A 23,568-nucleotide genomic window follows, 5' to 3' on the forward strand; every position below is an offset into this window, starting at 1 on the left:
TCGACCGAGATTATCTAGCCCTTCCACACCTGTGGATTGACCAGATCCTGCGGTCGCTCACCCAACAACGCGCTGCGCAAGTTGGCATAGGCGCGATCGGCCATGGCCTGGCGTGTCTCGTGCGTAGCGGAACCGATGTGCGGCAGGGTGACTGCGTTGCTCAACTGGAACAGCGGTGATTCGGCCAGCGGTTCTTTTTCGTACACATCCAGACCGGCGCCACGAATAGTGCCTTGCTGCAGGGCTTCGATCAGCGCCGGTTCGTCGACCACCGGGCCGCGAGAGATGTTGATCAGGATCGCACTGGATTTCATCAGCGCCAGTTCGCGGGTGCTGATCAGGTGCTTGGTCTTTTCACTCAACGGCACGACGAGGCAGACGAAGTCGGATTCAGCCAGCAGTTGATCGAGGCTGCGGTATTGCGCGCCCATTTCCTGTTCCAGCGAGGTCTTGCGGCTGTTGCCGCTGTACAGGATCGGCATGTTGAATCCGAAATGGCCACGACGGGCGATGGCCGCGCCGATGTTGCCCATGCCGACGATCCCCAAGGTCTTGCCATGCACGTCGGTGCCGAAATGCGAGGCTTCGACCGTGCGTTTCCACTGGCCAGCCTTGGTCCAGGCGTCCAGTTCGGCAACGCGTCGGGCGCTGCTCATGAGCAGGGCGAAGGCCAGGTCGGCGGTGCTTTCGGTCAATACATCCGGGGTGTTGGTGAGCATGATGCCGCGCTCGTTGAAATAGCCCAGCTCGTAATTGTCGTAGCCCACTGAAATGCTCGACACCACTTCCAGTTTGGCGGCACTGTGCAATTGTTCGCGGCCCAGCGTGCGGCCCGCGCCGATCAGACCGTGGGCGTGCGGTAGCGCGTCATTGAACTGCGCGTTCATATCGCCAAGCTTGGGGTTGGGTACGATCACGTTGAAATCTTGCTGCAGGCGCTCGGCCATTTCAGGGGACACGCGGCTGAAGGCAAGTACGGTCTTTTTCATCAGGCAGATACTCTCGGACGTTCGAATGGTCAGTGCGTAGCACGCTAACATTCTTGCCCGTCCCTGGGCATCTGGTTCTTTCGAGGGGATTCTTCTGCCGGACGAAACAGGTCAGACGATGTTCATCAAATCGTGGGTTTTCAAGTCGGCTTCATGGGCGGCCAGAATCTCTGGCAGTGAGCCGCGCAGGTATTCGACCCACGTCCTGATCTTCGCATCCAGGTATTGGCGAGACGGGTAGATGGCGTACAGGTTCAGTTCCTGCGAGCGGTAGTTGGGCAGGACCCGTACCAGCGTGCCGTTGCGCAATCCTTCGATGGCGGAGTAAATCGGCAGAATCCCCACGCCCATGCCACTGCAGATCGCGGTTTTCATGGCGTCGGCCGAGTTGACCAGGAAGGGCGAGGTGACAATGGTGACCATCTCCTGACCTTCAGGACCATCAAACAACCACTTTTCCAGCGGAATCACCGGGCTGACCAGGCGCAAACAGGCATGGTTGAGCAGGTCTTGGGGCTTTTGCGCAGCACCGAAGGCTTTGACGTAGGCCGGCGAGGCGCAAACGATGCTGTAGGTGATCCCCAGGCGTTGGGAAACGAAACCCGAATCCGGCAGCTCGCTGGCCAGGACGATGGAAACGTCGTAACCCTCGTTGAGCAGGTCGGGCGCGCGGTTGGCCATGGTCAGGTCGAAGGTCACGTCCGGGTGATGCTTGCGATAACGGGCGATGGCATCGATGACGTAATGCTGGCCGACGCCGGTCATCGAATGGACTTTCAGCTGTCCGGCGGGGCGAGCGTGAGCATCACTGGCTTCAGCTTCGGCTTCTTCGACGTACCCGAGGATTTGTTCACAGCGCAACAGGTAGCGTTTGCCTGCTTCCGTGAGGGCAATCCGCCGTGTGGTGCGATTGAGCAGTCGGGTTTGCAGGTGCGCTTCAAGATTCGAGACTGCACGCGATACATTGGCGGTGGTGGTGTCGAGCTGTACTGCTGCGGCAGTAAAGCTTCCCGCTTGCGCCACGCAACTGAAAGCGCGCATGTTTTGCAGGGTATCCATTGGCAGTTCTCTGATGAGATTGGCAAAGTGTGACATGAAGTAACAGTTGCGTGTGAGTCAGACCAATGGATTATCGCGCGTTCGGTAACAAAGAATCACACTTCCCTCGGCTTATCGCCGCCCTGACTGCCGCCTAGAATCGTTGTCTTCACGCTATTTCACCTAAGTCGGGAATTCGCAGCTGTGCCGCGTCGCATGATCAGAGGGCTTAAGCTCCTCAGTGTTTTGTCTTTATCCCTGGCAATAGGCGGCTGCATCGGGACTGGGGGGATTGCCCCTCAAGACCATTCATTGCCGGCCAACACCTTGGCCACGGACGAAGCGATCCAAAGTGCTGCCAAAGATGCTCATTGGCCCGCTGCCCAGTGGTGGCGCGCCTACAGTGATGAGCAGCTTGACCGCTGGATCGAGCTTGCCGCCCAAGGCAGTCCGAGCCTTGCGATGGCCGCCGCCCGCGTACGTCAGGCCAAGGCCATGGCCGGTATCGCCGAGTCTGCCGAGTCGTTGCATGTCAATGGCGACTCTACCCTCAAACGCCATAACTGGCCTACCGATCAGTTCTACGGTCCAGGCGCGTTGGCCAACACTAGCACGTGGGACAACAATGCCTCGCTGGGCCTGAGTTACTCCCTCGACCTGTGGGGCCGGGAAAGTAATACCACCGAACAGGCGCTTGACCTGGCGCACATGAGTGCCGCCGAATCACGCCTGGCGCAACTCGAACTGCAGAACAACATCGTCCGTGCCTATATTCAGCTGTCGTTGAATTACGCACAGCGCGACATCGTTGAAGCGACGCTGGCCCAACAGCAGCAGATCCTCGATCTGGCGCAACGACGCCTGAACGGCGGGATCGGCACTCATTTCGAAGTCAGCCAGGCGGAAACACCGCTGCCGGAAACCCATCGGCAAATCGATGCGCTGGACGAGGCTATCGACCTGAGTCGCAATCAGCTCGCGGCGCTGGCAGGCAAGGGCCCGGGGGAGGGCGCGAAGTTACAGCGGCCAACCCTGTCATTGCAGACTGCGTTGAAACTGCCGTCGGCGTTGCCGGCTGAACTGCTCGGGCAGCGCCCGGACGTGGTCGCCAGCCGCTGGAGGGTTGCGGCCCAGGCGCGTGGCATCGATGTCGCGCATGCCGGCTTTTACCCCAACGTCGATCTGGTCGGCAGCCTCGGCTTCATGGCGACTGGCGGCGGCATGCTGTCGTTTCTCTCAGGCAATAAATTCAACTACAGCGTAGGCCCGGCGATTACGTTGCCGATCTTCGACGGCGGGCGTTTGCGTGCAGAGCTGGGTGAAGCGTCGGCCGGGTATGATGTGGCCGTGGCGCAGTACAACCAGACGCTGATCAATGCGCTCAAAGATATCTCCGACCAATTGATCCGCCGTGCCTCGATGGACAAGCAACAAGTGTTCACCGCTGAGTCGGTGGCGTCGGCGCAGAAGACGTATGACATCGCGTTGGTTGCCTATAAGCGCGGTCTGACCGATTATCTGAACGTGCTTAACGCCCAGACCTTATTGTTTCACCAGCAGGAAATTCAGCAGCAGGTCCAGGCTGCACGCCTGACCGCTCACGCCGCGTTGGTGGTTGCGCTGGGTGGTGGCCTGTCGGCAGGTGCCGATGCGCCTGACGAGAAGAAAACCGCGCCCAGCAAACCCCCTGCGGCCCTTGAAGCGTTGGATCACATGATGAGTCGACCATGACCCCTCTGTATGCACCCGTGCGTTGGTTGGGCTCGTTGGAATGGCGTCGCGGTTTTTTTGAGTGGGCGCGCAGCGATGGCGTGACCTGGGTCTACATCTTCAAGGTGCTGTTCGCCGCGTTCTTGACCTTGTGGCTGGCCATGCGTCTGGAGTTGCCACAACCCCGCACCGCGATGATCACTGTGTTCATTGTGATGCAGCGGCAGAACGGGCAAGTCCTGGCCAAGAGTTTTTACCGCTTCCTGGGGACGTTGACCGGTTCGGCGGTGATGGTCGCCCTGATCGCCTTGTTCGCTCAGGACACTGAGTTGTTTCTAGTCAGCCTGGCGATCTGGGTGGGCATTTGTTCGGCCGGTGCCGCGCGTAACCGAAACTTCCGGGCCTACGGGTTTGTTCTGGCCGGTTATACCGCTGCCATGGTCGGCCTGCCTGCCCTGGCACACCCGGATGGGGCGTTCATGGCGGCCATGTGGCGGGTACTGGAAATCTCCTTGGGCATCCTGTGCTCGACACTGGTCAGTGTCGCAATTTTGCCGCAAACCGCCAGTGCTGCGATGCGCAACGCACTGTACCTGCGCTTTGGCGTGTTCGCCGGGTTCGTGGCCCATGGTTTGCGGGTGGGTAATGAATCGGGCGCGTTCGAGGCCGGTAATGTGCGTTTCATCGCCGAAGCGATCGGCCTGGAAGGGTTGCGCAGTGTAACCGTGTTCGAAGACCCGCACATGCGTCGGCGCAACGGCCGGCTCAATCGCTTGAACAGTGAGTTCATGGCCATCACCACGCGCTTCAATGCCTTGCACCAACTGCTTGAACGCTTGCGCAGTCGAGAAGCAGCTCAGGTGATCAGCGCCATCGAGCCGGGGTTGATGGCACTCGCCGATTTGCTTGAGGCTTTCTCTGGACGTCCTTTGACCGATGCCGACGCGGCGCGATTGGCCGAGCGATTGGCGGCGTTTAAAGAGGGGCTGCCGGAGCGGGTGCGGAGTCTGCGTGCGGCGCTGGTCGAGACTCAACCAGCTGAGGCGGATCTGCTGGATTTTCACACGGCCTATGAGCTGCTTTATCGCTTTGTCGATGACATGCACGGTTACGCCCAGACCCATGCCTCGCTGGCCGATCACAACCATGTCCGTGAACAGTGGGATGAACCGTTTACCTCTCAGACGAACTGGATGGCCGCTCTCGCCGCCGGTGTTCGAGCTTCGTTCGTCCTTCTGGTGCTGGGCAGCTATTGGGTCGCCACGGCATGGCCGAGTGGCTCCATCATGACCTTGGTCGCCGCCGCCACCATCGGCCTTTCAGCCTCGTCGGCGAACCCCAAGCGCATGGCCTTTCAGATGGCTTGCGGTACGTTTCTGGGCGCCATATTAGGCTTCATCGAGATGTTTTTCGTGTACCCGTTCATCGATGGATTCCCCTTGCTGTGCCTGGTGCTTGCCCCGGTGTTGGTGCTCGGCTCGTTCCTCTCCTCGCGTCCCCAATTGGCGGGCTATGGCTTGGGGTTGTTGATTTTTTTCAGCACCGGCTCGGTGCCTGACAACCTGACGATCTACAACCCCTACGGGTTCATCAACGACTACATCGGCATGGTGCTCGGCATGCTGGTCTGCGCCGCGGCGGGTGCAATTATTTTGCCGCCCAACAGCCGTTGGATGTGGAGCAGGCTTGAACAGGACTTGCGTCAGCAGGTGTTGTACGCCATCAGCGCGCCGTTGCGCGGTTTAGGGTCGAGCTTCGAAAGCCGTACCCGTGACCTGCTGCATCAAGCTTACGGCCTGGCGGCGGGGCAACCGGAGGTTCAACGCAATCTGTTACGCTGGATGTTCGTGGTGCTTGAGGTCGGTCACGCCATCATCGAACTGCGTCGTGAACAGTCAATCATGCCGGTGCACCCGTGCTATGCCGAATCACAGTCCTGGCGTCTGGCAATCCGGGTGATGGGACGCTCGCTCATCCGCTTGTTTCTGCAGCCCAACCACAGCAACCTGGAGCGTGCCCTGATCGCCGTCGACCATGCGATCAGTCGGGTGCAGGCCACCGATGAACCCTTTGCCCGGCACTTCGACACGTCGGTCTTGCGGCGCGTCCAGAGTTACTTGCACTTTATCCGCACTTCGCTGCTTGATCCGCAATCTCCCCTGGCCGCGTATGCCCCGTTACGCAAGCCACAAGGACTGATCCATGCCTCGTGAAATCGCCTTCCACGGCGTCTATATGCCGACAATGACCTTGATGTTCCTGATCGCGGCGGTCATTGCCTGGACCTTGGGTCGGCTCTTGTCCGAGCTCGATCTGTATCGATTTTTCTGGCATCCGGCGCTGCTGCGTCTGTGCGTGTTTACCTGCATCTTTGGCGCTCTGGCGCTCACTGTTTACCGTTGATGCACTTTTTTTGAGAAACCCTGGATGAAAAAGCTCTTCAGTCTGATTGCTACCTTGTTGGTTCTGGCCCTGGCTCTGTGGATCGGTCGCACCCTGTGGATTAATTACATGGACACGCCCTGGACCCGCGATGGTCGGGTGCGCGCCGATGTGATCAACGTCGCTGCCGATGTCTCCGGGGTGGTGGTGGATGTACCGGTGCGCGACAACCAACTGGTGAAGAAGGGCGATGTGCTGATGCAGATCGACCCAGAGCATTACGAGATTGCCGTCAAACAGGCGCAGGCGTTGGTGGCTTCACGCAAGGCAACGTGGGAGATGCGCAAGCTGAATGCCAAGCGTCGCGCGGACATGGACAGCCTGGTGATTTCCAGCGAAAGCCGTGACGATGCGAGCAATATCGCCAGCTCGACGCTTGCCGACTATGAGCTTGCTCAGGCGCAACTGGACGCCGCCGAGCTCAACCTCAAACGCACCAAGGTGCTGTCTGCGGTAGATGGCTACGTCACCAACCTCAACGTGCACCGTGGCGACTATGCGCGGATCGGCGAAGCAAAAATGGCCGTGGTCGACAAGAACTCGTTCTGGGTGTACGGCTACTTTGAAGAGAATAAACTGCCGCATGTTCGCGTCGGTGATCCGGCCGACATGCAGCTGATGAGCGGCGAAGTGCTGAAGGGCCACGTCGAAAGCATCGCCCGTGGCATCTATGACCGGGACAACCCGCAAAGCCGCGAACTGACCGCCGACGTCAACCCGACCTTCAACTGGGTGCGCCTGGCGCAGCGTGTGCCCGTGCGCATCCACCTGGACCAGGTGCCAGAAGGTGTGGTGTTGGCGGCAGGGATTACCTGCACCGTGATTGTGAACCCAGAGGACCACTGATCATCAGCGGTGATGGATACAACGCCTACAATGTGCCACGCAATCCAAAGCGCTTTTTCAACGCATAGTCCAACACACCTTTAGGCAGCAGCCACGCCATCAGCGGCATGGCCCTGCTGCCATTACCCAACCGTAGCAAGCGCGGCGGGTTGTCTTGCGACACGGCCTTGAGCAGGTCGCGGGCGAAGTCGGCGGCGGGGGTCGGGTTGCCTTGTGACGCGTTGGCCCGGGCGCGAATAGCGTCGCGCAGCGGCCACCAGGGCGAGGACTCACCGATCAACTGTTCGGCTTCGCGGCTGGCGTTATTGGCGAAGCTGGAGGCGATGGCGCCGGGCTGCACTTCCATTAGTTTGATGCCGAACGGCGCCAGCTCCAGACGCAGGGCATCGCTCAGCGCATGCACGGCGGCTTTAGACGCGCAATAAGCGCCCGCAAACGGCGTGACCAGCACCCCCGAAACACTGCCGATATTCACCACCAGCCCTTTGCTGCGGCGCAATAACGGAAACAGCGCACGCGTGACGCCGACCACTGCGAATACATTGGTGTCGAACTGTCGGCGCATGGCCTCCACGCCACCATCGAGCAACGGCCCCATGGCGCCGTAACCGGCATTATTGATCAGCACATCAAGGCCGCCTTGTTGCTCGAGCTGTCCAGCCAATCGCTCAAGCGCCGGGCTATCGTTGACGTCCAGTTCCACAGCGGTAAACCCGGCCGCCTGCAACGCAGCGACATCTTCGGTTTTGCGGGCGGTGGCCCAGACTTGGTAGCCAGCGGCTTTGAAGGCCTCCGCCAGTGCGCGGCCAATGCCGCTGGAACAACCGGTGATAAGGGCGATGGGCATGTATTTTCCTTAAAGGACCTAGTCCGAGAAACTGCCTTGTAAGTGCTCGGCACGAAACTCCACGGTCTGCGCACGGTAATCCGGACGCAGCGGCGGCAGGGGTAAGCAGTCTTGCCAATCGCCACCGGCCTGCAATTCGCCAGGACCGCGATAGCGAGGTGCCGCGTAGACGTTATCGGCCAGGTTGACCGTGTCCCCCGGCATATAAGCCGCAACACGCCACTGCAGGGAGAGCAGTGGCACGTCATTGCCATTGTGTAACTGGATCTGTAGCGGACGGTCAGGCGGGCATTGTTGCGGCAAATAAGTCAATCGCAACTCCAGATGCTCCAACCGTCGCGTTTCACGGCTGTCCTGCCACACCACCCACGCCGCCACGCTCCCCAAACCCAACACAGCCGCCAATGACACCGGCAACGCTTTGGCGGGGTAACGCAAGAGCAGAATTAACCAGGTGAGGATGAGCGCAATGCCGATCAGCATGGAGGGATACCTTGGTCACACAGATGTGGGCATCGTAGCGTTAGCTTCAGGTTTTGTATTGCGGCACTGACGCCTTCGCGAATGAATACGCTGCCGCACGACCAAAAATATCAATAACTGAGGGTGATGTGACTGACATGAAAAAGCCCCCGTAAACCCTCTGCGGATGGGAAATACGCAGAGGGTTTACGGAGGCTGGAACGTTACGGCTTAAGCCGTATCAGCGTGCGATGGTCTTGGTCTTTATGCCCATTTCCACCACGTTGTTGGAACGCCCGTAGACGTCTTCGAAACGCTCAATGTCGTCTTCGCCCAGGTAGCTGCCGGACTGGACTTCAATGATTTCCAACGGGATCTTGCCCGGGTTTCTCAAGCGATGGACCGAGGCAATCGGGATGTAAGTGGATTGGTTTTCGGTCAGCAGGAACACGTTTTCATCGCAGGTCACTTCGGCGGTGCCGGAGACGACGATCCAGTGTTCGGCACGGTGGTGGTGCATCTGCAGGGACAGGCAAGCGCCCGGTTTAACCGAGATGTGCTTGACCTGGAACCGGCCACCCATGTCCACCGAATCGTAGGAACCCCAAGGTCGGTAAACCTCACAGTGGTTCTGGGTTTCGCTGCGGCCCTGTTCGTTGAGGGTGTTGACCATCTGCTTGACGCCCTGAACCTTGTCCTTGTGGGCAATCATCATCGCGTCTTTGGTTTCGACCACGACGATATTGTCCAGGCCAATGACCGAGACCAGTTTGCCGTTGCCATGGATCATGCAGTTGCGGCTGTCCTGGATCACCACATCGCCTTTGGCAACGTTGCCGTGAGCGTCTTTTTCCTGCACGTCCCACAGCGATGACCAGCAGCCGACATCATTCCAGCCAGCGGTGAGCGGAACCACGCAGGCGCGCTGGGTTTTTTCCATCACTGCGTAGTCGATGGAGTTGTCCGGGCAGCAGGCGAAGGTGGCGGCATCAATGTCGATGTTGTCGCCGTCGTGAATGCTGCGTTCGAGGGCCAGCATGCAGGTGTCGTAGATGTCCGCGTCGTGCTTTTTCAGCTCTTCGAGGTAACGGCTTGCACGGAACAGGAACATGCCGCTGTTCCAGAAATAACCGCCCGCCTTGACGAACTCGGTGGCGCGCTTTTCGTCAGGTTTTTCGACGAAGTGCGAAACGCGGCTCACACCTTCTGGCAGCAGCGCATCGTGGGTCGACTTGATGTAGCCATAGCCAGTTTCAGGCTTGGTTGCCGGTACGCCGAACAGCACCATTTCGCCGCGCTCAGCCGCGACGGTGGCCAGGGCGAGGGCGCGTTGCAGGGCTTTTTGATCGTCGATGACGTGGTCGGCCGGGAGCACCAGCATCAATTCATCACGGCCATCACTGAGCAGCATCATTGCGGTGATCGCGACGGCCGGTGCGGTGTTGCGGCCGAAGGGCTCGAGCAGGATGGCCTGGGTCGCCAGCTTCAAGGTGTCCAGTTGCTCTGTAACGATGAAGCGGTGGTCCTTGTTGCAGACCACGATAGGGTCCTGCATGCCGTCGAACTGCAGGCGCTCGAGGGTTTGCTGGAACAGGGTGTGCTCGCCGGTCAAAGCCAGGAACTGTTTAGGGAACTGTTTGCGCGAAAGCGGCCAGAGTCTTGAACCGCTACCACCTGACAAGATTACTGGAATCATTTTATTTCTCCAAAAGTCTTCAAAAAGGCTGTACGTCGTTTTCTGTCGTTTCAGTCTTGTTTTTGTTCCGTGACAACCGGTCCTCTCTTGGCTACGGAGCCCAGGACCGGCTGTCTCAATGGGTTAGCGCGTGGCGACTGGGGGTTTGACCCAGACCGGCGACAAGTTGCTGCCGCTGCCGGTGATATACAGAACGGCGGCTTCACCACGTTCCAGGGCAATCGGTTTTAGATCGCTGACTTTCTTGTCGCCGTCGAACAGCGCCAGGCTGACTTTCACCGGGTTGATTTCACGGTCACCACGGCCTTTGGCGGCGACGGCCGGGATGACATCAGTCTTGCCATCGGCGGTTTTCAGGGTCAGCGCTTTGTCGGTAAGGTTCTGCACGCGAACCAGGGATTTCTGTTTGTTCTTGAACGGCGGCTCTTCCACCAGTTGTGGGGTGCCGCTGGTGTTGCTGACCAGGGTGTAATAGTGATCACTGGCCAGTTTCACCGGCACGGTCTGGCTGCCAACCTTGGCGCTGTAGTCGCCCTGGGGCATGAAGCTGAAGGCGCTGCTGGCCAACGGTGCGATTTCGTTGAGGCTGGTGTTGCCGACGCTGGCGCTGATTTCCGCGTTGCTGGCGTTGTAGACCCGGACGAAGGTCGAGCCTTTAGGGGCCGTCGGGCCGTAGAGCGCAGCGTCGCCACCGGCGAAGGCTTGCACGGAGAACAAGCCGAGGCCTGCAACCAGTGCGCAGGTTTTCAACAGGCTTTTTTTTGCAAAACGATTTGGAGTGGTCTGTAAGGTCATGAGATGTTCCTCTCAGTTTTGCGCCCGGTTGGGCGACTCGGATTTGTTGGCGTTAAGCGCCAGATTTTGTTGCGGGTCACGCGCTTGTTTAAGTTCTGCGATCCAGTGGGGATCGAACTCGCCAAGGTCGTTGTGGGCAGGCAGATAACGTTCCGGGAACTCCCAGATCAGCACTTGTGGTGGGCTGTTCTTGAAAGCATCGGTTTGCAGGTATTTGAGCATCGGCAGAATCGGGCCATGACCGTCTTCGGCGTAATTGACCACGTCGCTGTGCAGCGCTTGTTTCAAGGCGCCCAGGAAGTTCCAGTTCGGGTTGGCGCTGTAGCTGGTGCCGACCAGTCCCACCGCGACTTCGCTGTCCGCGAACAGGGCATCGCCGCCGTTAGCCTCGGCCTGGGCCGGATTAGTGCTGCGTTGTTGCAACTGATCCGGTTTAGGCAACAGGTTGCTGAACAGCGGGTCCAGTGGCAGGAAGCTGGTCAGGTCACCCTTGTACGGCGCGGTCTCTTTGGCTTCGGTGACGAACTTTTCAGGCTCGCCGCTCAATGGCGTTTCCTTGCTGATGACAGTGCCTAGCTGTTGAGCGACGACTTCGGCACCCATCGGCGTCCAGTGCGTGTCGGTCCGCAGGAACACGGCGCCGTTCTGTTTTGCGCTCTGCAGCGGCGTCAGCAGGTCAGGGGCAATAATGCCGGCCTTCGCCACCTGGGCATGGAACTGCTGATACAAATCGGCGTGCAGCGTGGCCGGGGTGTTGTCGCCGATGTGCTCAGGGTACAGCCGGGTTTTTGCCGGCACGATGGCCAATACCAACTGCGTGCCCTGTTTTTTCAGGGTGTCGCGTACCCCTTGAATCAGCGCGAGGTTGTCGGCTTCGTTCTGCTCGCCATTGACCACGGGGTTGAATTCTTCATCGCTGTACAGCCACTGATCGCGGCCCAGCACGACACCGGGACGGCCTTCGTTGAACAGCTTGAAGTCCAGCGCGGCCCAGAGGTTGGTGCCCAGGCGTTTGATCGGAAACTCATCGTCGTAATGAGTCTCCGCCGCTTTGGTCCAGCGCCCGTTGAGCACGGTGGTCTCGGCGGAGGTCGAGAAGCTGCCGAAACTGCGCAGCGACCACACACCCAACGCGAGCAGGATGGCAAGGAACAGGACGATGTAGAGGATGCGTAATGATCGGGTCATGTCAGGCTCCTCAAAACTGGAAGTAAAGGAACGGCGAGAAACTTTGCGCCGAGAGCTTGAGGATCGATGCCACGAACAACAGCAACACCAAGGTGCGCATTGCATAACGTGGCCAGTCGGCGACCCAGAACGCAGGCTGTACCTGAGCGTCGGTGCCGACGGTGTAACCCGGCAGGTGAATGCTGTTCGGCTGATCGCCAGGGACTGCTTTGATCATGCCCGGTTGAGCGGTTGCGGGACCGTTGGCCTCGGTGCTCTCTTCGCTGGCAGCAGGTTTTGCACCCTTGATCGCGTCGGCTTTAGGTCGGTTGGCGTAGAAGTCACGTAGACCGAAGAACGCCAGTGTCATGTACGCCACGATCAGTGTTGCCACTTGCAGGCCGGTGAGGCTGGCGCTGTTGAGTTCCGACAGTTGCCATTCGCTGAAGCTGAACATCGCGCCGTACATCCGTGCGGCAACGTGCAGGTTTTCCGAGCGGAAAATAACCCAGCCCATGATCACCAGGAGGAAGGTCAGTGCCCAACGGATCGGGTTGAAGCTGCGCTGATTGGTGTTCAGGCCCAAGGCCTTTTCGATCGCCAGCCACATGCCGTGCCAGGCGCCCCAGACGATGTAGGTGATGTTCGCACCGTGCCACAGACCACCGAGCAGCATGGTCAGGAACAGGTTGCGGTAGGTGGTCAAGGTGCCGCCACGGTTGCCGCCCAGGGTGATGTACAGATAGTCACGCAGCCAGGTGGACAGGCTGATGTGCCAGCGCCGCCAGAACTCGGTGATCGACTGGCTGATGTACGGCTGCTTGAAGTTCTCCATGAAGCGGAAGCCCATCATCAGACCCAGGCCGATGGCCATGTCGCTGTAGCCGGAGAAGTCGAAATACAGCTGCGCGGTGTATGCCAGCGCACCGAGCCAGGCATCCCCGGTGGTGGGGTGCTGCAAGGCGAAGCAATGGTCGGCGACGACGGCCAGGGTGTCGGCGATGAACACCTTCTTGATGAAGCCCTGCATGAAGCGCGTGGCGCCTTCGGAGAACTTGTCCAGGGTGTGCGTGCGGTTATTGAATTGGTCGGCCAGGTCACGGAAGCGCAACACGGGGCCAGCAATCAGGTGCGGAAAGATCGCGACGAACGCCGCAAAGTCGATCAGGTTACGCGTGGCCGGTGTGTCGCCACGGTAAACGTCGATGATGTAGCTGATCGACTCGAAGACGTAGAAGGAGATCCCGATCGGCAACAATACGTGGGTCAGGATGAACGGTTCGAGACCTACCGAGGTCATCATCGCGTTGATGCTGTCCACGCCGAAGTTGGCGTATTTGAAGTAACCAAGGATGCCCAGATCCACCGCCACGCCGAGCAACAGCCAACGCTGTGCCGGTTTGGTGCGCACGCCTGCCGCGCCGACTTTCAGGCCGATCCAGTAGTTCCACAGGGTCACGCCGATGAACAACGCCAGGAAGTCCACTCGCCACCAGGCATAGAACGCGTAGCTGGCAATCAGCAACAGCAAGTTGCGGTAGCGTTGTCCGCTCAAGTAGTACAAGCCGAGGAAGATCGGCAAGAACAAGAACAGAAACACATTGGATGAGAAAACCATCCTTATCCCTCCGTTGGTTCAACAGTCAAGGGCCTAAGCCCCCCCAAACCCCCCATCAAAAACAGGGGGTGTATTGCATGAAATTTACTGCCCCTGCTGTCTGAAGGTCGTACCGACCTTATCGCAGACAAGTCAGCTCCTACGGGTTTCGTGGTGCCTCAGGAGCCAGAACCTTTATTGCCTTTTTCATGCGCCGGATCGAAAACCTTGGTCAGGTCGCCGCCAAGACGGAAGGTCTTGAACGGTTCCATCTTGTGTTTTTGATCCAGTACTTCGGGCTTGCAGGTGTAGAGCGAGCAGAAGGGTTCGAGCCAGGCGAACTTGCTGTCGATCTCGAGATCGGTCATGTCCTGTTTCTCGCCGTTGCGCTGGGTGAAGCTGTCGGCATCCTTGATCCCGCTCAGCACCCGTTCACCCAGACGCTGCAATGCACCGTTGTTTTCCGGGCGTACATCGACGCCATTGGCCTGGGCAAAACTGGCAATCATCGCCATCGGTGGCAGGGCGTAGTTGTGATACGCCAGGGCGCGTTGTTTGCGCTTGAGCTCGTTGGGCAGGAAGCCGTCTTTGTCGATCTGATTGGCGCCGACGCGGAACTCCTTCACCGACCAGTCGAACAAATCACGTCGATTGGTCACCACCGACGTCGCCATCACCGACCAGGCAGCCCAGTAGGTATGGTTGTTGTTCTTGTCCATCGGCAGGTTGTCCCAATCGCTGACCACCTGATCGGCCAGTTTACTGAACCAGGCTTCGATGATTTGCGCTTGCTCCTGATGTGCGGCCAACGGGTGCGAGTTGGAGAACTTCAGGCGCAGGTACGACGCGGACATGCTGCCCAGTGCCCATTTGCGCATCGACTTGCCGGTGTGGTTAAAGTCTTTGGACTCCAGCGCATCGGCCTTGGCCCAGGTAGTGAGCAGGTTCAAGGCGCAGTCGAGCTGTTCCGGGCGACCGTCGCGCATGTACTGCATGACGATTTTGCTGGTGTCACGCTCCAGCTTGGTGATGTCGGCAGTGGCGTCCCGGAAGGCTTTTTCCGAGACCTCGTTCAGGGTCGAACGGGCCTTGTCCGAGCCTTCGTATTTGCTGCGAAACACCAGTTTGTCGGTGTACGGCTTGGGGATCGCATCGCACGTAAATTTGTTGTCACCGGTTTTGACCTTTTCAATACCGGCGAAGTAGCCCTGCGGAGGAACCAGCGCCTGTGCAGCGGACGCGGCATCGGTCGCGGCCAGCAGCGCCACGGCGAGCAGGGTGGGGAGCATCATTTTTCGAGAGTGCATAAAGGCCTCATAACCCGGCTTGCGCGGTGTTTTGCGCAGCTCGTGGGAACACGTTGCGTTTGCATATTTTCGCTTCGACTTGCTGAGGTGCAGCGCCCGCTTCCGGGCCCTGTACTTCCACGGCGAGCAATTGCTGGTCAGCCCAGTCCTTGTCGTCGCGCAGTTCAAAGGCGAAACGCCCGTCTGTATCGGATGTTGTCGGTTTTTCGATTTTCAGGTCTTCATGCCGGCCATTCATGTACCAGAGCGTGGCGTGCAAGGTTTTCACCGACGTGTCGGCGAAGCGGATGTCGACCTGATTACTGCCGTTGCGCACATCCTTGATGCCGTTTTTGCCATTGACCAGAAGCTCATTGGCCCCGGTTTTCAGCGTGGCGCTCTGGCTCATGATTGCAGTCTTGCCTTCGCAGCCGTTGTCGAGCAGCGACATCATCTGCCGGTAGATGGTCTCTTGGTCCAGGCGATACAACGGCGAGAATTCCCAGATCAGGATTTTCGGCGGTTTCTTCTGGAAGTCTTCGCTGCCCAGGTATTGCAGCATTGAGCCTTCCAGCCCACCACCGGGGAAGGCGACGTTGAGAACGTCTGCGCCGATGTACTCTTCAAGGAAGCCGGAGAAGTTGTAGTTCTTGCCGCTGTGGCTGGTACCGACCAGGGTGATTTCCGGGTTGCCGGAATCGCCGAACAGGTCGCCGTCAGCGGCTTCGCCTTTGGGCTCGGTCACAAACTGATCCATGTACTGGATCGCGTAGGTGTTGCCGCACAGTTGCGCGGCCATGTTGTGCAGGGTACCGGTCTTGCCCATGCGCCCAGACTTGTGGCTTTCGAACTCACGCTTGGGGATATCAGCGAACCCCGGTACCTGCTTGACCTTTTCGGCGACGATTTTCGCCGTGCGCTGAGCACCGTAAGGCGTCCAGTGCTGGTCACCACGGAAGTAGAAGTCGTGCCCCTGTTCGTCCTTGGTCGAGGGCTCATTGGTCAGTGGCGACAGGTCGGGTACCCAGTAACCCATCTGGCTGAAACGGCCGAGCATGGCCTGGTAGTTTTTCAACGCTGTTTCGTAGTCGTACTTGGCGAGTTCAGCCGGGAACAGCTTGTTACGATCGACCAGACCACGGGTGGGTTGGTACACCACGACCAGCTCGATACCTTTGCTTTTGAAGGCGTCGTGCAGTTCTTTCATGCGCCGATAGCCTTCGGGCGAGGTGTCGAATTGGGTCCGCAGGTCTTCCTGGGTACGGAACAGCCAGTCACCCTGAGCCTGTACCAGCGTGGTGAAGTTCTGCTGATAGCGCGTGGTGTAGTTCTTCGCGTCCAGCGCCTGCGGGCAAATATTGCAGCAAGGCTCGGCGGTGAACGTCGGCGCGTGAGCGTCATCGGCGCGCACGCCGCTCGAGGCTGCGAAGATGGCTGCCGTGAGGCCCGAGAGGCTGAGTAACTTGATCAATTGAGCATGCATAAATAGGTTTCCTCAGTCCCGGAGATCGGTCTGGCGTTCGACCGGGTCGATCAACACGGCTTTCTTCTGGCGCACCAGCAGGTCGAGAATTTCGTCCTGACGTTCACCGAGAATCCCGTTGAAGCTGATCCCGTTGGATTTGGTCGGTGCGAGCATCGACACCCGATACAGCTCGACACTCAATGGCGAGTCGATGGACAGTGGGCCGGAACCGTTGGCGGCGAGTTCGCCACCGACAACGATCAGCGAGACCTTGGTGTCGAAGGGGTCAAGGGCGATGTCACGGTCGGTGTCGCTCAAATCCTTGATGTGCCCGTAGACGCCCATCAGGCCATTGGCCATGGCGATGTTTTCGTACAACCGGATATTCACGCTGTTACGGACACGAATACCGTGGCGACGGTTGTTGATCACACGGTTGCCCCAGATCAGGTTGTCGCCACTCTCGTACATCGTGATGCCGTCGGAATGGTTCTGAAAAATCTCGTTGTAAGCGATCAGGTTGTTCACGCTGTTACGGTCGATCACCACGCCTGACAGGTTGTTGTCGTAGCTGCGGTTGCCGAAGATAAAGCTGTCGTTGACCTCGCGGGAAATAATGATCCCGTGTTTTTTCTTGGTCCCGTAGACCGTGTTATCGGCGATGATCAGACCGTGTGAGCGGTCATGCGGGTCAATCCCGTAGACGATGTTGTCACGGTAGGTATTGCCCTTGACCACCACGTCACGCGCTTCATAGCAGTAGAAGCCGTACCACATGTCCGAGAACTCGGAACCGATGATCCAGCCGGTCGGTTCCGGGCGTTTCAGGACCTTGGCCATGTTCGGCGTGTACTGGGAAATACTCACGCCATAGGATTTGCTGTTGGCATAACCGAAGCTGGCGATTTTGCTGTTGACGATATAGGTCTCGGTGCCGCCCCAGGACAGCAGGAACGGACGAAACTCATTCGGCTTGCGAAAGGTCGCCGGGCCGTTGTCGGCTTCGCGCCATCCGGTGATTTTGGTGTCCCGGACAAACAGCTGACCATCGTTGATCAAGAACGAACCGGCTTCCTGCGACAAGCGCAGCTCTTGAGTCTTGTTATCGATTTCAAGAATGCCCTTGCGTCCAACGACAATCGGCAATCTGGCCAGGAATACACCGGGCGAGGTTTCGCTGAAGTACTGCTTGGGCAGGCTTTTGCTCAGGTCACGCAAGTTCACGTAACCGTCTTCGATAAAGATCGCCTGGGGGATGCCGTGCTGGCGTGCCACCCATTCGGTCATCTTGTTATCGCCACCGATAAAATCTTTCAGGGCGTCTTCCTGCATCATGCGCCGGACTTTGATCTTGCCCGGTTTGCTGCGCACGATTTTCTTGGCGACGGCTTCGGCGGTATAGCCGGAGATGTCGGGCAGTTTAGGCTTGGCCAGTTCCAGCGGCGCGGTGGGCGGGCTGGTCACGGTGTAGGTCTTGGCCTGCTGCAGGCCTTTGGCCGGAGCAGCAGGGTCGACCGCGGCAAACGCTGCGGCGCTGGCCAGCATCAAGGCGCTGGCCAGCAGGCTGACGGAGCCTCTCATGGGTAGACTGTTCATCGTATCGCTCCCTTGGCGGCTTGCATCAGAAGCGCCAGATGACGTCGATAAAGGCGCGGTGCATATACGAATCCACTTCTTTACCGTAAGCATCGCCAGGTTTGAACACACCGCCACGGAACCGCACCAGTGCCGACGGTTCGTCGATGGACTGGCTCAGTGCCGCGGGCAGCAGGCCCTGTTTGAAGTACTTGGTGACGACCAGGTCCATTTCTTGACCGAGGTCTTTTTTACCGTCCATCAAGGGCAGAGACGTGCTGGACTCAACCGCGCCGTCAGCGTTGTAGGAGTTCTCCACGGCATTGATACCGGTGGTGCCCACGGCTTTGTTGCCGTCGACGCGCCAGAACTTGTGGTAGACCAGGCTGGCGTCGTAGTCGTCGCGCAACATCCAGGAACCGAACAGGGTGCCGGTTTGTACGTTGTTCATGCTGCCGCGGAAGGCCTCGCCGAAACGGTGGACGCGCGAGCGGGTGCCGGTGTAGTTCGAACGGTTGCTTTCCAGGCCGTTCTGTTCGTAGTCGCCGCTGGCGCGGGCATAGGCCGCACCGACTTGCCAGTTAGGGTCCAGACGCAGACGGATCCCCATGTCAGTGGCCCAGCCGTCGACGTTGCCGCTGGTTTTTTCGCCTGCAGTACTGACACCGTTCACGGTCGAAGGGTGGATCGAGTCGCGGTCGCCGCTCATCCCGGTCAGGCTGGCCCAGTAATTGATGGTGTTGGTATTGCGGTAGTTATAGGCATCGCTGTTGGCTTCGACACCCAGCCAGGTCAGGTCGCCATTTTGGGTTTTATCCAGGGAGTCGACTTGATCGAGGCCGGTCTTGAGCTTGCCGTCATCGTGAGTGTGATGAGCGCGCACGCCAGCCCACTGGCCGGGTCTCCACTGCGCCGAAATATCGCCAAACAGGTGCAGGCGATCTTTGTCTTTAGGCGACAGTTCGGAGAGGTCGGTGCGGTATTCGCTGAAGCGTTCCGCTGCGCCAAGGTTGGCCCGGAGCAACGTGGTGTCGAAGGTCCAGTTCAGGGCTTCGATATTGGCGTCGCGCCACATGCCATCGTCGTTGCGCAGGCGCTGACGGCCCAAGCGCAGCTCCTCGCCAGGGTAAGGGGTCAGACCTTTGTAGCCGATCCAGAACTCACGCAAGGCCAGGTAGCTTTTGTCGGGTTTTCGATCATCGCTGGCGCTGGAACCGTTGCCGGTATCTGACTGTTGCAGGGTGTCGGTTTCGATAATGTCCGTCGAAGTGACTGCCTGGCCCATGGCGTAGGCGCTCCAGTTACCGCGCTCGCCGTAGGCCCATGGACGCAAGTCCAGGCCGACCCCGTTGACATCGCCACCTGAGCGAGTGCCCAGGTCGCGGTCGTCTTCGGATTGGCCGGTGACTTTAACTTCCAGACCGAAGTTCTTGGTCTCGGTCAGTGCTGCTGCCAACGCCGGGGTGGCCGAGAGCAGGGAAAAGCTCAGGCCCAGGCCAGCTGTCATCCAGTGATTCAACTTCATAGAGCTTCCTCGGCGTCTTCTTGTTGCAGAGCATGCAGGGCCAGATTGTTCTGGGCGGACGTGCCACGTACCTGTTGCTCTTGTTGCAACAGACGTTGGGCTTCGACGCGCTGTGCAGGCAGCAGTTGGTCATTGATTTGTTGCGCAAGTTCGGTCGCTTCCGGGGTCGGAGCGTCCTGCTTCAGCGCCAGTTGGCTGAACACGTAGGCGTTGACCGGGTTAGGCAAGGTGCCCTTACCTTGGGAGAACAACTGCGCGAGGGCGTAGTCGGCGCTGTTCTGACCGCCGCGAGCGGCTATCAACAGTTGCTCGACGGCCTTTTGCGGGTAGACCTGGCCGAGGTAGCCCCGGCGGTAGATCTGACCCAGGTAGTAGTGCGCGGCAATTTCGCTGCCAGCGGCTTTCTGCAGATGAGCTTCGGCCTGCTTGGCATCGGGCAGGACCCATTTGCCTTCGTAATAGAGCTTGCCCAACAGCAGTTCGGCACGCGGTTGATCCGCTGCGCGACCATTGTTCAGGTACTCCATCATCTTGTTCACGTCGCCCAGTTCCGGGAAGTCATAGAGCAACTTCGCCAGGGTGACCCAGGAAACCGGATAGCCCGGTGCGACTTTTTCCAGCAGTTGCTGAGCTGTTTTTTCATCAGGCTTGCCGAGCTCAGAGTCGCTCAATACACGCGCGACACCGTCAACCCGTTGTGCTGAAACCTTGCCGAGCGCGTAAGCGCTTTGCAGTTGGGCAATCAGAGCAGCCTGTTGATCCACTTGCGCGCGTTTCTGGTAAACGGTGGCCAGTTCGACGTAGCAGATGTCGGTGACGAGCAGGGCTTTCTTGCAGATGCTTTCGATTTCATCCAGATGCTGATCGTAGGTGTTCTGCGTGCGATAGAGCAGCACCTGGGCCAGGCCCGCTTCCGGGTAGCCGGCCGCTCGCCATTGCTCGATCTGCCGTTGCGCGTTGACCTTCGGGAAGGTCTGCGGGTATTGCAGGTACAGCATCGCCAACGGAATCAATGTGCCGCCTTCGCCATTGGCAAAGGCCTTTTTCAGCAGGACCTCGGCTTCATGGTGTTCGGCTTCCGTGGCGTCTGGCCGTGCAACCAGCAAGCGACCCAACCGGGCCTGAGCCCGGGGCGACGTGTCGGCTGCGGCGCGGTAAGTGGCTTCAGCTTGTTTGAGCTGGGCGGGGTCACGGGTTTCGACCTGAATATCCGCCAGGCCGACCTGTGCATCGCTATAACCCAGGTCCGCCAGTTGCCGATAGTTCTGCTGTGCCATCGCGGTGTCGCCGCGTTTGAGGGCTTCGTTGGCCAAGCGCTGATCGGGCAGGCCAGCGCAACCGCTAAGGCCGATCGCCACGGCGAGGCCCAGCAGGGTAGGGGTCGACAGCTTTCGTAGTGGGCTAGCCATATTTAGAGACCCGCGGCCATGGCTTTGTCGATCAGCCAGTTCAATGAAGGACCACGGTCGCTGGTGACTTCCACCGGACGACCGGACAGGCTGCTGCTCAGGGACTCGTCAGGCTTGATCTGCACGCGAATGTCGGTAGACAGTTCGGTGTTGCTGTTGTTGACGCTGCTGACGATCTTGCCGCGGCGGATCGTATCTTCGCCCGCAACCTGGAAGTTCACTGGGGTGCCAGGGCGTACGTCGGCGAACTGGCGATAGCTGAAGCGGGCTTCAACGGTGGCTTCGGTGTTGCGTGGGACCAGTTGGAAGATCACTGCGCCTTTACCGGCGAACTGACCATCAGCGACCAGTTGTTTGGCGATGATGCAGTCACACGGGCTGGTCAGGGTGCCGCTCAATTGCCGGGCGAACAGGTCTTCGACCTTGGCCGGTTGCAGTTGCGCGTCATCCAGGTGGTCTTTGAGCATTTCCAGCATGCTGGTGCTGAACGAGGCCAGTGGCGCACCTTTGGCGACCACGCCATCAGTACCGGCCAGGCTTTGCACGGTCCCTTCGCGAGGCATGGTCACGTCCATGCTCGGCACGCTGACCACGCCGGCTGTTGCATGACTGACGAAGTACAGGCCATAAACCGATTTGAAGATAAAGCCGAACGCGACCAGGCCGACGATGAAGATCCCCAGGCTGAAGGTCACGGCGCGCAGGCGGCCGAAGAACGTCATGCCGCTGCCGCCGTCCTTGACCTTGCGTGCCTTGGTGAAATTGTCGCGCTGCAAGGTGGCGAGTACTTCGCCCATGGTCACGATGTCACCGCTCAAGTGCGAGGTGATCAGGTGGCGCAGGGTGGCGATGTCTTGCTGTTCCAGGTTCTGGAACTGGCAGCCGGCACGGCCGGTACGAGCATCAAAGGAGCGAACCTGCAGTTCAACGTCCATGGCCAGGCCAAGGTTATCGATGACGAACTGCAGACGGCCTTTCTGTACTTCGCCGATTTTCAGGGGCTGGCGACCGGCGTTGAAGCACAGGCCGCCGGCAGACAGGTCTTCGACCTGGGCGATATGGGCGGTACCGTCGCTGCCGAAGAAGCGCAGTTTGGCCGGTATTTTGACCCGAGCGTGCTGGCGCTGAGCTTCAGATTCATGCACTACATTCACATTCACGGCGGTATTCATGGCGGTAATTCCTACTTAATCAATTGATCCATTGGCCCGGTGGTCAGACCATCGTCAGCAGCACGGCGACAAACACGCTGCCTGCGGAGAAGGTCATGGTCCGAGACGACCAGGTGTTGAACCAACGTTGGAAGCTGGCCAGGTCGCGAGTGAGTTTGGTGTCCTGGCGAGTCCAGGACTGTTGATCGAGGCGGAAGAAAACGTAGATTTTCACCAGCGCACCGACGATCTGGTTGTAATAGAGAATCACGGGGTAAGCGGGGCCGATGGTGTGTCCGGTGCAGGACAGCAACAGCGTCAGGATGAGGCGGGTGATACCGATCCACAGCAGGTACATCAGGATGAACGTCATGCCGTATTTGAAGCTGGCGATCAGGGCGACAGTCAGCCCCAGAATCGAGGTCCACATCGACACGCGTTGATCGAACAGCACCACGCTGGTGAACAACCCCAGGCGCCTTACACCCAGACCCAACGCGCGGGAGTTCTGCCGCAGGTTGTTGCCGTACCAGCGGAACATCAGTTTGCGGCTGGCCTTGATGAAGCTCTTTTCCGGCGGATGTTCAACGGTGTTGATCGAGGCGTCCGGTACGTAGAACGTGTCGTAACCCAAGCGCATCAGGCTGAACCAGCTGGACTTGTCATCGCCGGTCAGGAACTTGAAGGTGCCCAGGCGCCAATGGTGCAGGGAGTCGCTTTCGACGTCGGCGATGAATTCCGGGTCGGTAACCACTTCGGCGCGGAACACCGACATCCGGCCGGTCATGGTCAGCACGCGCTTGGACAGGGCCATGGAACACATGTTGAGGTGACGCTGGGCGAAGCGCAGCTTGTGCCACTCGCTCATGATGTAGCCGCCACGGACTTCGCAGAACTCATTGGTGGTCAAGCCGCCAACGTTGCCGAACAACTGGAACCAAGGCACGGTCTTGCGCACGACACCCGGGCTGAGCACGGTGTCGCCATCAATCACCGCAACCACGGCGCGGGCATCGGGCATGTGTCGGGAAATGGCGCGGAAGCCAAAGGCCAGGCCGTCACGTTTACCGGTACCTGCGATGCGCACGAAGTCCAGCTTGACCCGCTCAGGTGGATTGAGTCTGGCCCACATGCTCTTGACCAGCAGCTCGTCGGACATCTCTACCAGGGAGCAGACAATCGTTGTCGGGTAGCCGCATTCAATGGCTTCGCGAATCACCGAGCTGTACACCTGGGCGGTGGTCAGGGCATCGATTCGAAAACTGGTGACCATCAGAAACACATGGGATGGATCTGCCGCGCTGCCGAGCTTGCGCACTTTGCGGCGCAGGTGCGGATAGACCACGTACAGAAACAGCATGCCGCGCAGAAAGTGCGTGGCGCCCATGGAGTAGCGCCAGATGCCGACAGCGCCAATCAGGAACAGAAAGTTCTTCGACTGAGAGTCGAAGATACTGGTAGGCAGCGCCAGAGCGAGGCCCATTAATATACTGAGATAAAACAGCCAACCTGCGGCCTGAAGTAGGCCGTGCTTTAGCCTGTGCATAATCTGCATCCGTCTCGATATC

At 59.1% G+C, this 23,568-nt stretch carries 19 protein-coding genes; 4 read left to right on the forward strand and 15 right to left on the reverse strand.

The genetic code is table 11. The features are described 5' to 3' along the window. Window positions 1–14: 14 nt before the first annotated feature. Window positions 15–989, reverse strand: a complete 975-nt coding sequence (locus K0F75_RS05720; protein WP_219060894.1) for a D-glycerate dehydrogenase — start codon at window positions 987–989, stop codon at window positions 15–17. Window positions 990–1,100: 111 nt separating this feature from the next. Beyond that, window positions 1,101–2,048, reverse strand: coding sequence for a LysR family transcriptional regulator (locus K0F75_RS05725; protein WP_219060895.1), 948 nt, complete (start codon window positions 2,046–2,048; stop codon window positions 1,101–1,103). A gap of 183 nt (window positions 2,049–2,231) precedes the next feature. Here K0F75_RS05725 and K0F75_RS05730 point away from each other — a divergent pair, with 183 nt between their 5' ends. Genes K0F75_RS05730 through K0F75_RS05745 form a run of 4 tightly spaced genes read left to right on the forward strand, consistent with a single transcriptional unit; the run spans window position 2,232 to window position 7,025 of the window. Next, on the forward strand, window positions 2,232–3,758 hold the full coding sequence (locus K0F75_RS05730) for an efflux transporter outer membrane subunit (protein ID WP_219060896.1): 1,527 nt from the start codon (window positions 2,232–2,234) through the stop codon (window positions 3,756–3,758). Beyond that, window positions 3,755–5,950 carry an FUSC family protein gene (locus K0F75_RS05735; protein WP_219060897.1) on the forward strand — a complete coding sequence of 732 codons (2,196 nt, stop codon included), beginning with the start codon at window positions 3,755–3,757 and terminating at the stop codon, window positions 5,948–5,950. The genes K0F75_RS05730 and K0F75_RS05735 overlap by 4 nt, the downstream gene beginning before the upstream one ends. Then, window positions 5,940–6,140, forward strand: a complete 201-nt coding sequence (locus K0F75_RS05740) for a DUF1656 domain-containing protein (protein ID WP_219060898.1) — start codon at window positions 5,940–5,942, stop codon at window positions 6,138–6,140. The genes K0F75_RS05735 and K0F75_RS05740 overlap by 11 nt, the downstream gene beginning before the upstream one ends. A gap of 24 nt (window positions 6,141–6,164) precedes the next feature. Further along, window positions 6,165–7,025 carry an HlyD family secretion protein gene (locus K0F75_RS05745; protein WP_219060899.1) on the forward strand — a complete coding sequence of 287 codons (861 nt, stop codon included), beginning with the start codon at window positions 6,165–6,167 and terminating at the stop codon, window positions 7,023–7,025. Between the two features lie 25 nt (window positions 7,026–7,050). Here the strand turns inward: K0F75_RS05745 and K0F75_RS05750 are convergent, their stop codons facing one another. The 13 genes from K0F75_RS05750 to alg8 all read right to left on the reverse strand — a co-directional run bounded on the left by K0F75_RS05750 (window position 7,051) and on the right by alg8 (window position 23,546). After that, on the reverse strand, window positions 7,051–7,872 hold the full coding sequence (locus K0F75_RS05750) for an SDR family oxidoreductase (RefSeq protein ID WP_219060900.1): 822 nt from the start codon (window positions 7,870–7,872) through the stop codon (window positions 7,051–7,053). 18 nt (window positions 7,873–7,890) lie between these two features. Beyond that, complete coding sequence (locus K0F75_RS05755) at window positions 7,891–8,355, reverse strand: multidrug transporter (RefSeq protein ID WP_219060901.1); 465 nt, start codon at window positions 8,353–8,355, stop codon at window positions 7,891–7,893. Window positions 8,356–8,575: 220 nt separating this feature from the next. Then, complete coding sequence (locus tag K0F75_RS05760; protein ID WP_219060902.1) at window positions 8,576–10,030, reverse strand: mannose-1-phosphate guanylyltransferase/mannose-6-phosphate isomerase; 1,455 nt, start codon at window positions 10,028–10,030, stop codon at window positions 8,576–8,578. Window positions 10,031–10,153: 123 nt separating this feature from the next. Beyond that, complete coding sequence (locus K0F75_RS05765) at window positions 10,154–10,825, reverse strand: alginate O-acetyltransferase AlgF (protein WP_219060903.1); 672 nt, start codon at window positions 10,823–10,825, stop codon at window positions 10,154–10,156. A gap of 12 nt (window positions 10,826–10,837) precedes the next feature. Continuing rightward, on the reverse strand, window positions 10,838–12,013 hold the full coding sequence (locus K0F75_RS05770) for an alginate O-acetyltransferase (RefSeq protein WP_219060904.1): 1,176 nt from the start codon (window positions 12,011–12,013) through the stop codon (window positions 10,838–10,840). Between the two features lie 10 nt (window positions 12,014–12,023). Further along, complete coding sequence (locus K0F75_RS05775; protein WP_219060905.1) at window positions 12,024–13,610, reverse strand: MBOAT family protein; 1,587 nt, start codon at window positions 13,608–13,610, stop codon at window positions 12,024–12,026. A gap of 158 nt (window positions 13,611–13,768) precedes the next feature. Beyond that, on the reverse strand, window positions 13,769–14,896 hold the full coding sequence (locus K0F75_RS05780) for a mannuronate-specific alginate lyase (protein ID WP_219060906.1): 1,128 nt from the start codon (window positions 14,894–14,896) through the stop codon (window positions 13,769–13,771). A gap of 7 nt (window positions 14,897–14,903) precedes the next feature. Beyond that, complete coding sequence (locus K0F75_RS05785; RefSeq protein WP_219060907.1) at window positions 14,904–16,358, reverse strand: alginate O-acetyltransferase; 1,455 nt, start codon at window positions 16,356–16,358, stop codon at window positions 14,904–14,906. Between the two features lie 12 nt (window positions 16,359–16,370). Continuing rightward, window positions 16,371–17,936, reverse strand: a complete 1,566-nt coding sequence (gene algG / locus K0F75_RS05790) for a mannuronan 5-epimerase AlgG (RefSeq protein ID WP_219060908.1) — start codon at window positions 17,934–17,936, stop codon at window positions 16,371–16,373. A gap of 25 nt (window positions 17,937–17,961) precedes the next feature. Then, window positions 17,962–19,440 (reverse strand): alginate export family protein, encoded by a 1,479-nt coding sequence (locus tag K0F75_RS05795; protein ID WP_219060909.1) that lies wholly within the window; start codon window positions 19,438–19,440, stop codon window positions 17,962–17,964. After that, the gene (gene algK / locus K0F75_RS05800) at window positions 19,437–20,849 is read right to left on the reverse strand and encodes an alginate biosynthesis TPR repeat lipoprotein AlgK (RefSeq protein ID WP_219060910.1); all 1,413 of its coding nucleotides are present in this window, start codon (window positions 20,847–20,849) and stop codon (window positions 19,437–19,439) included. Before algK ends, K0F75_RS05795 begins: the two co-directional genes overlap by 4 nt. A 2-nt stretch (window positions 20,850–20,851) precedes the next feature. Then, window positions 20,852–22,021, reverse strand: coding sequence for an alginate biosynthesis protein Alg44 (locus K0F75_RS05805; RefSeq protein WP_219060911.1), 1,170 nt, complete (start codon window positions 22,019–22,021; stop codon window positions 20,852–20,854). Window positions 22,022–22,064: 43 nt separating this feature from the next. Then, window positions 22,065–23,546: a mannuronan synthase gene (alg8, locus tag K0F75_RS05810; RefSeq protein WP_374028606.1), complete on the reverse strand. Its 1,482-nt coding sequence runs from the start codon at window positions 23,544–23,546 to the stop codon at window positions 22,065–22,067. Window positions 23,547–23,568 lie beyond the last annotated feature (22 nt).

The organism is Pseudomonas sp. UMAB-08 (assembly GCF_900095225.1).
Taxonomy (GTDB): Bacteria; Pseudomonadota; Gammaproteobacteria; order Pseudomonadales; family Pseudomonadaceae; genus Aquipseudomonas.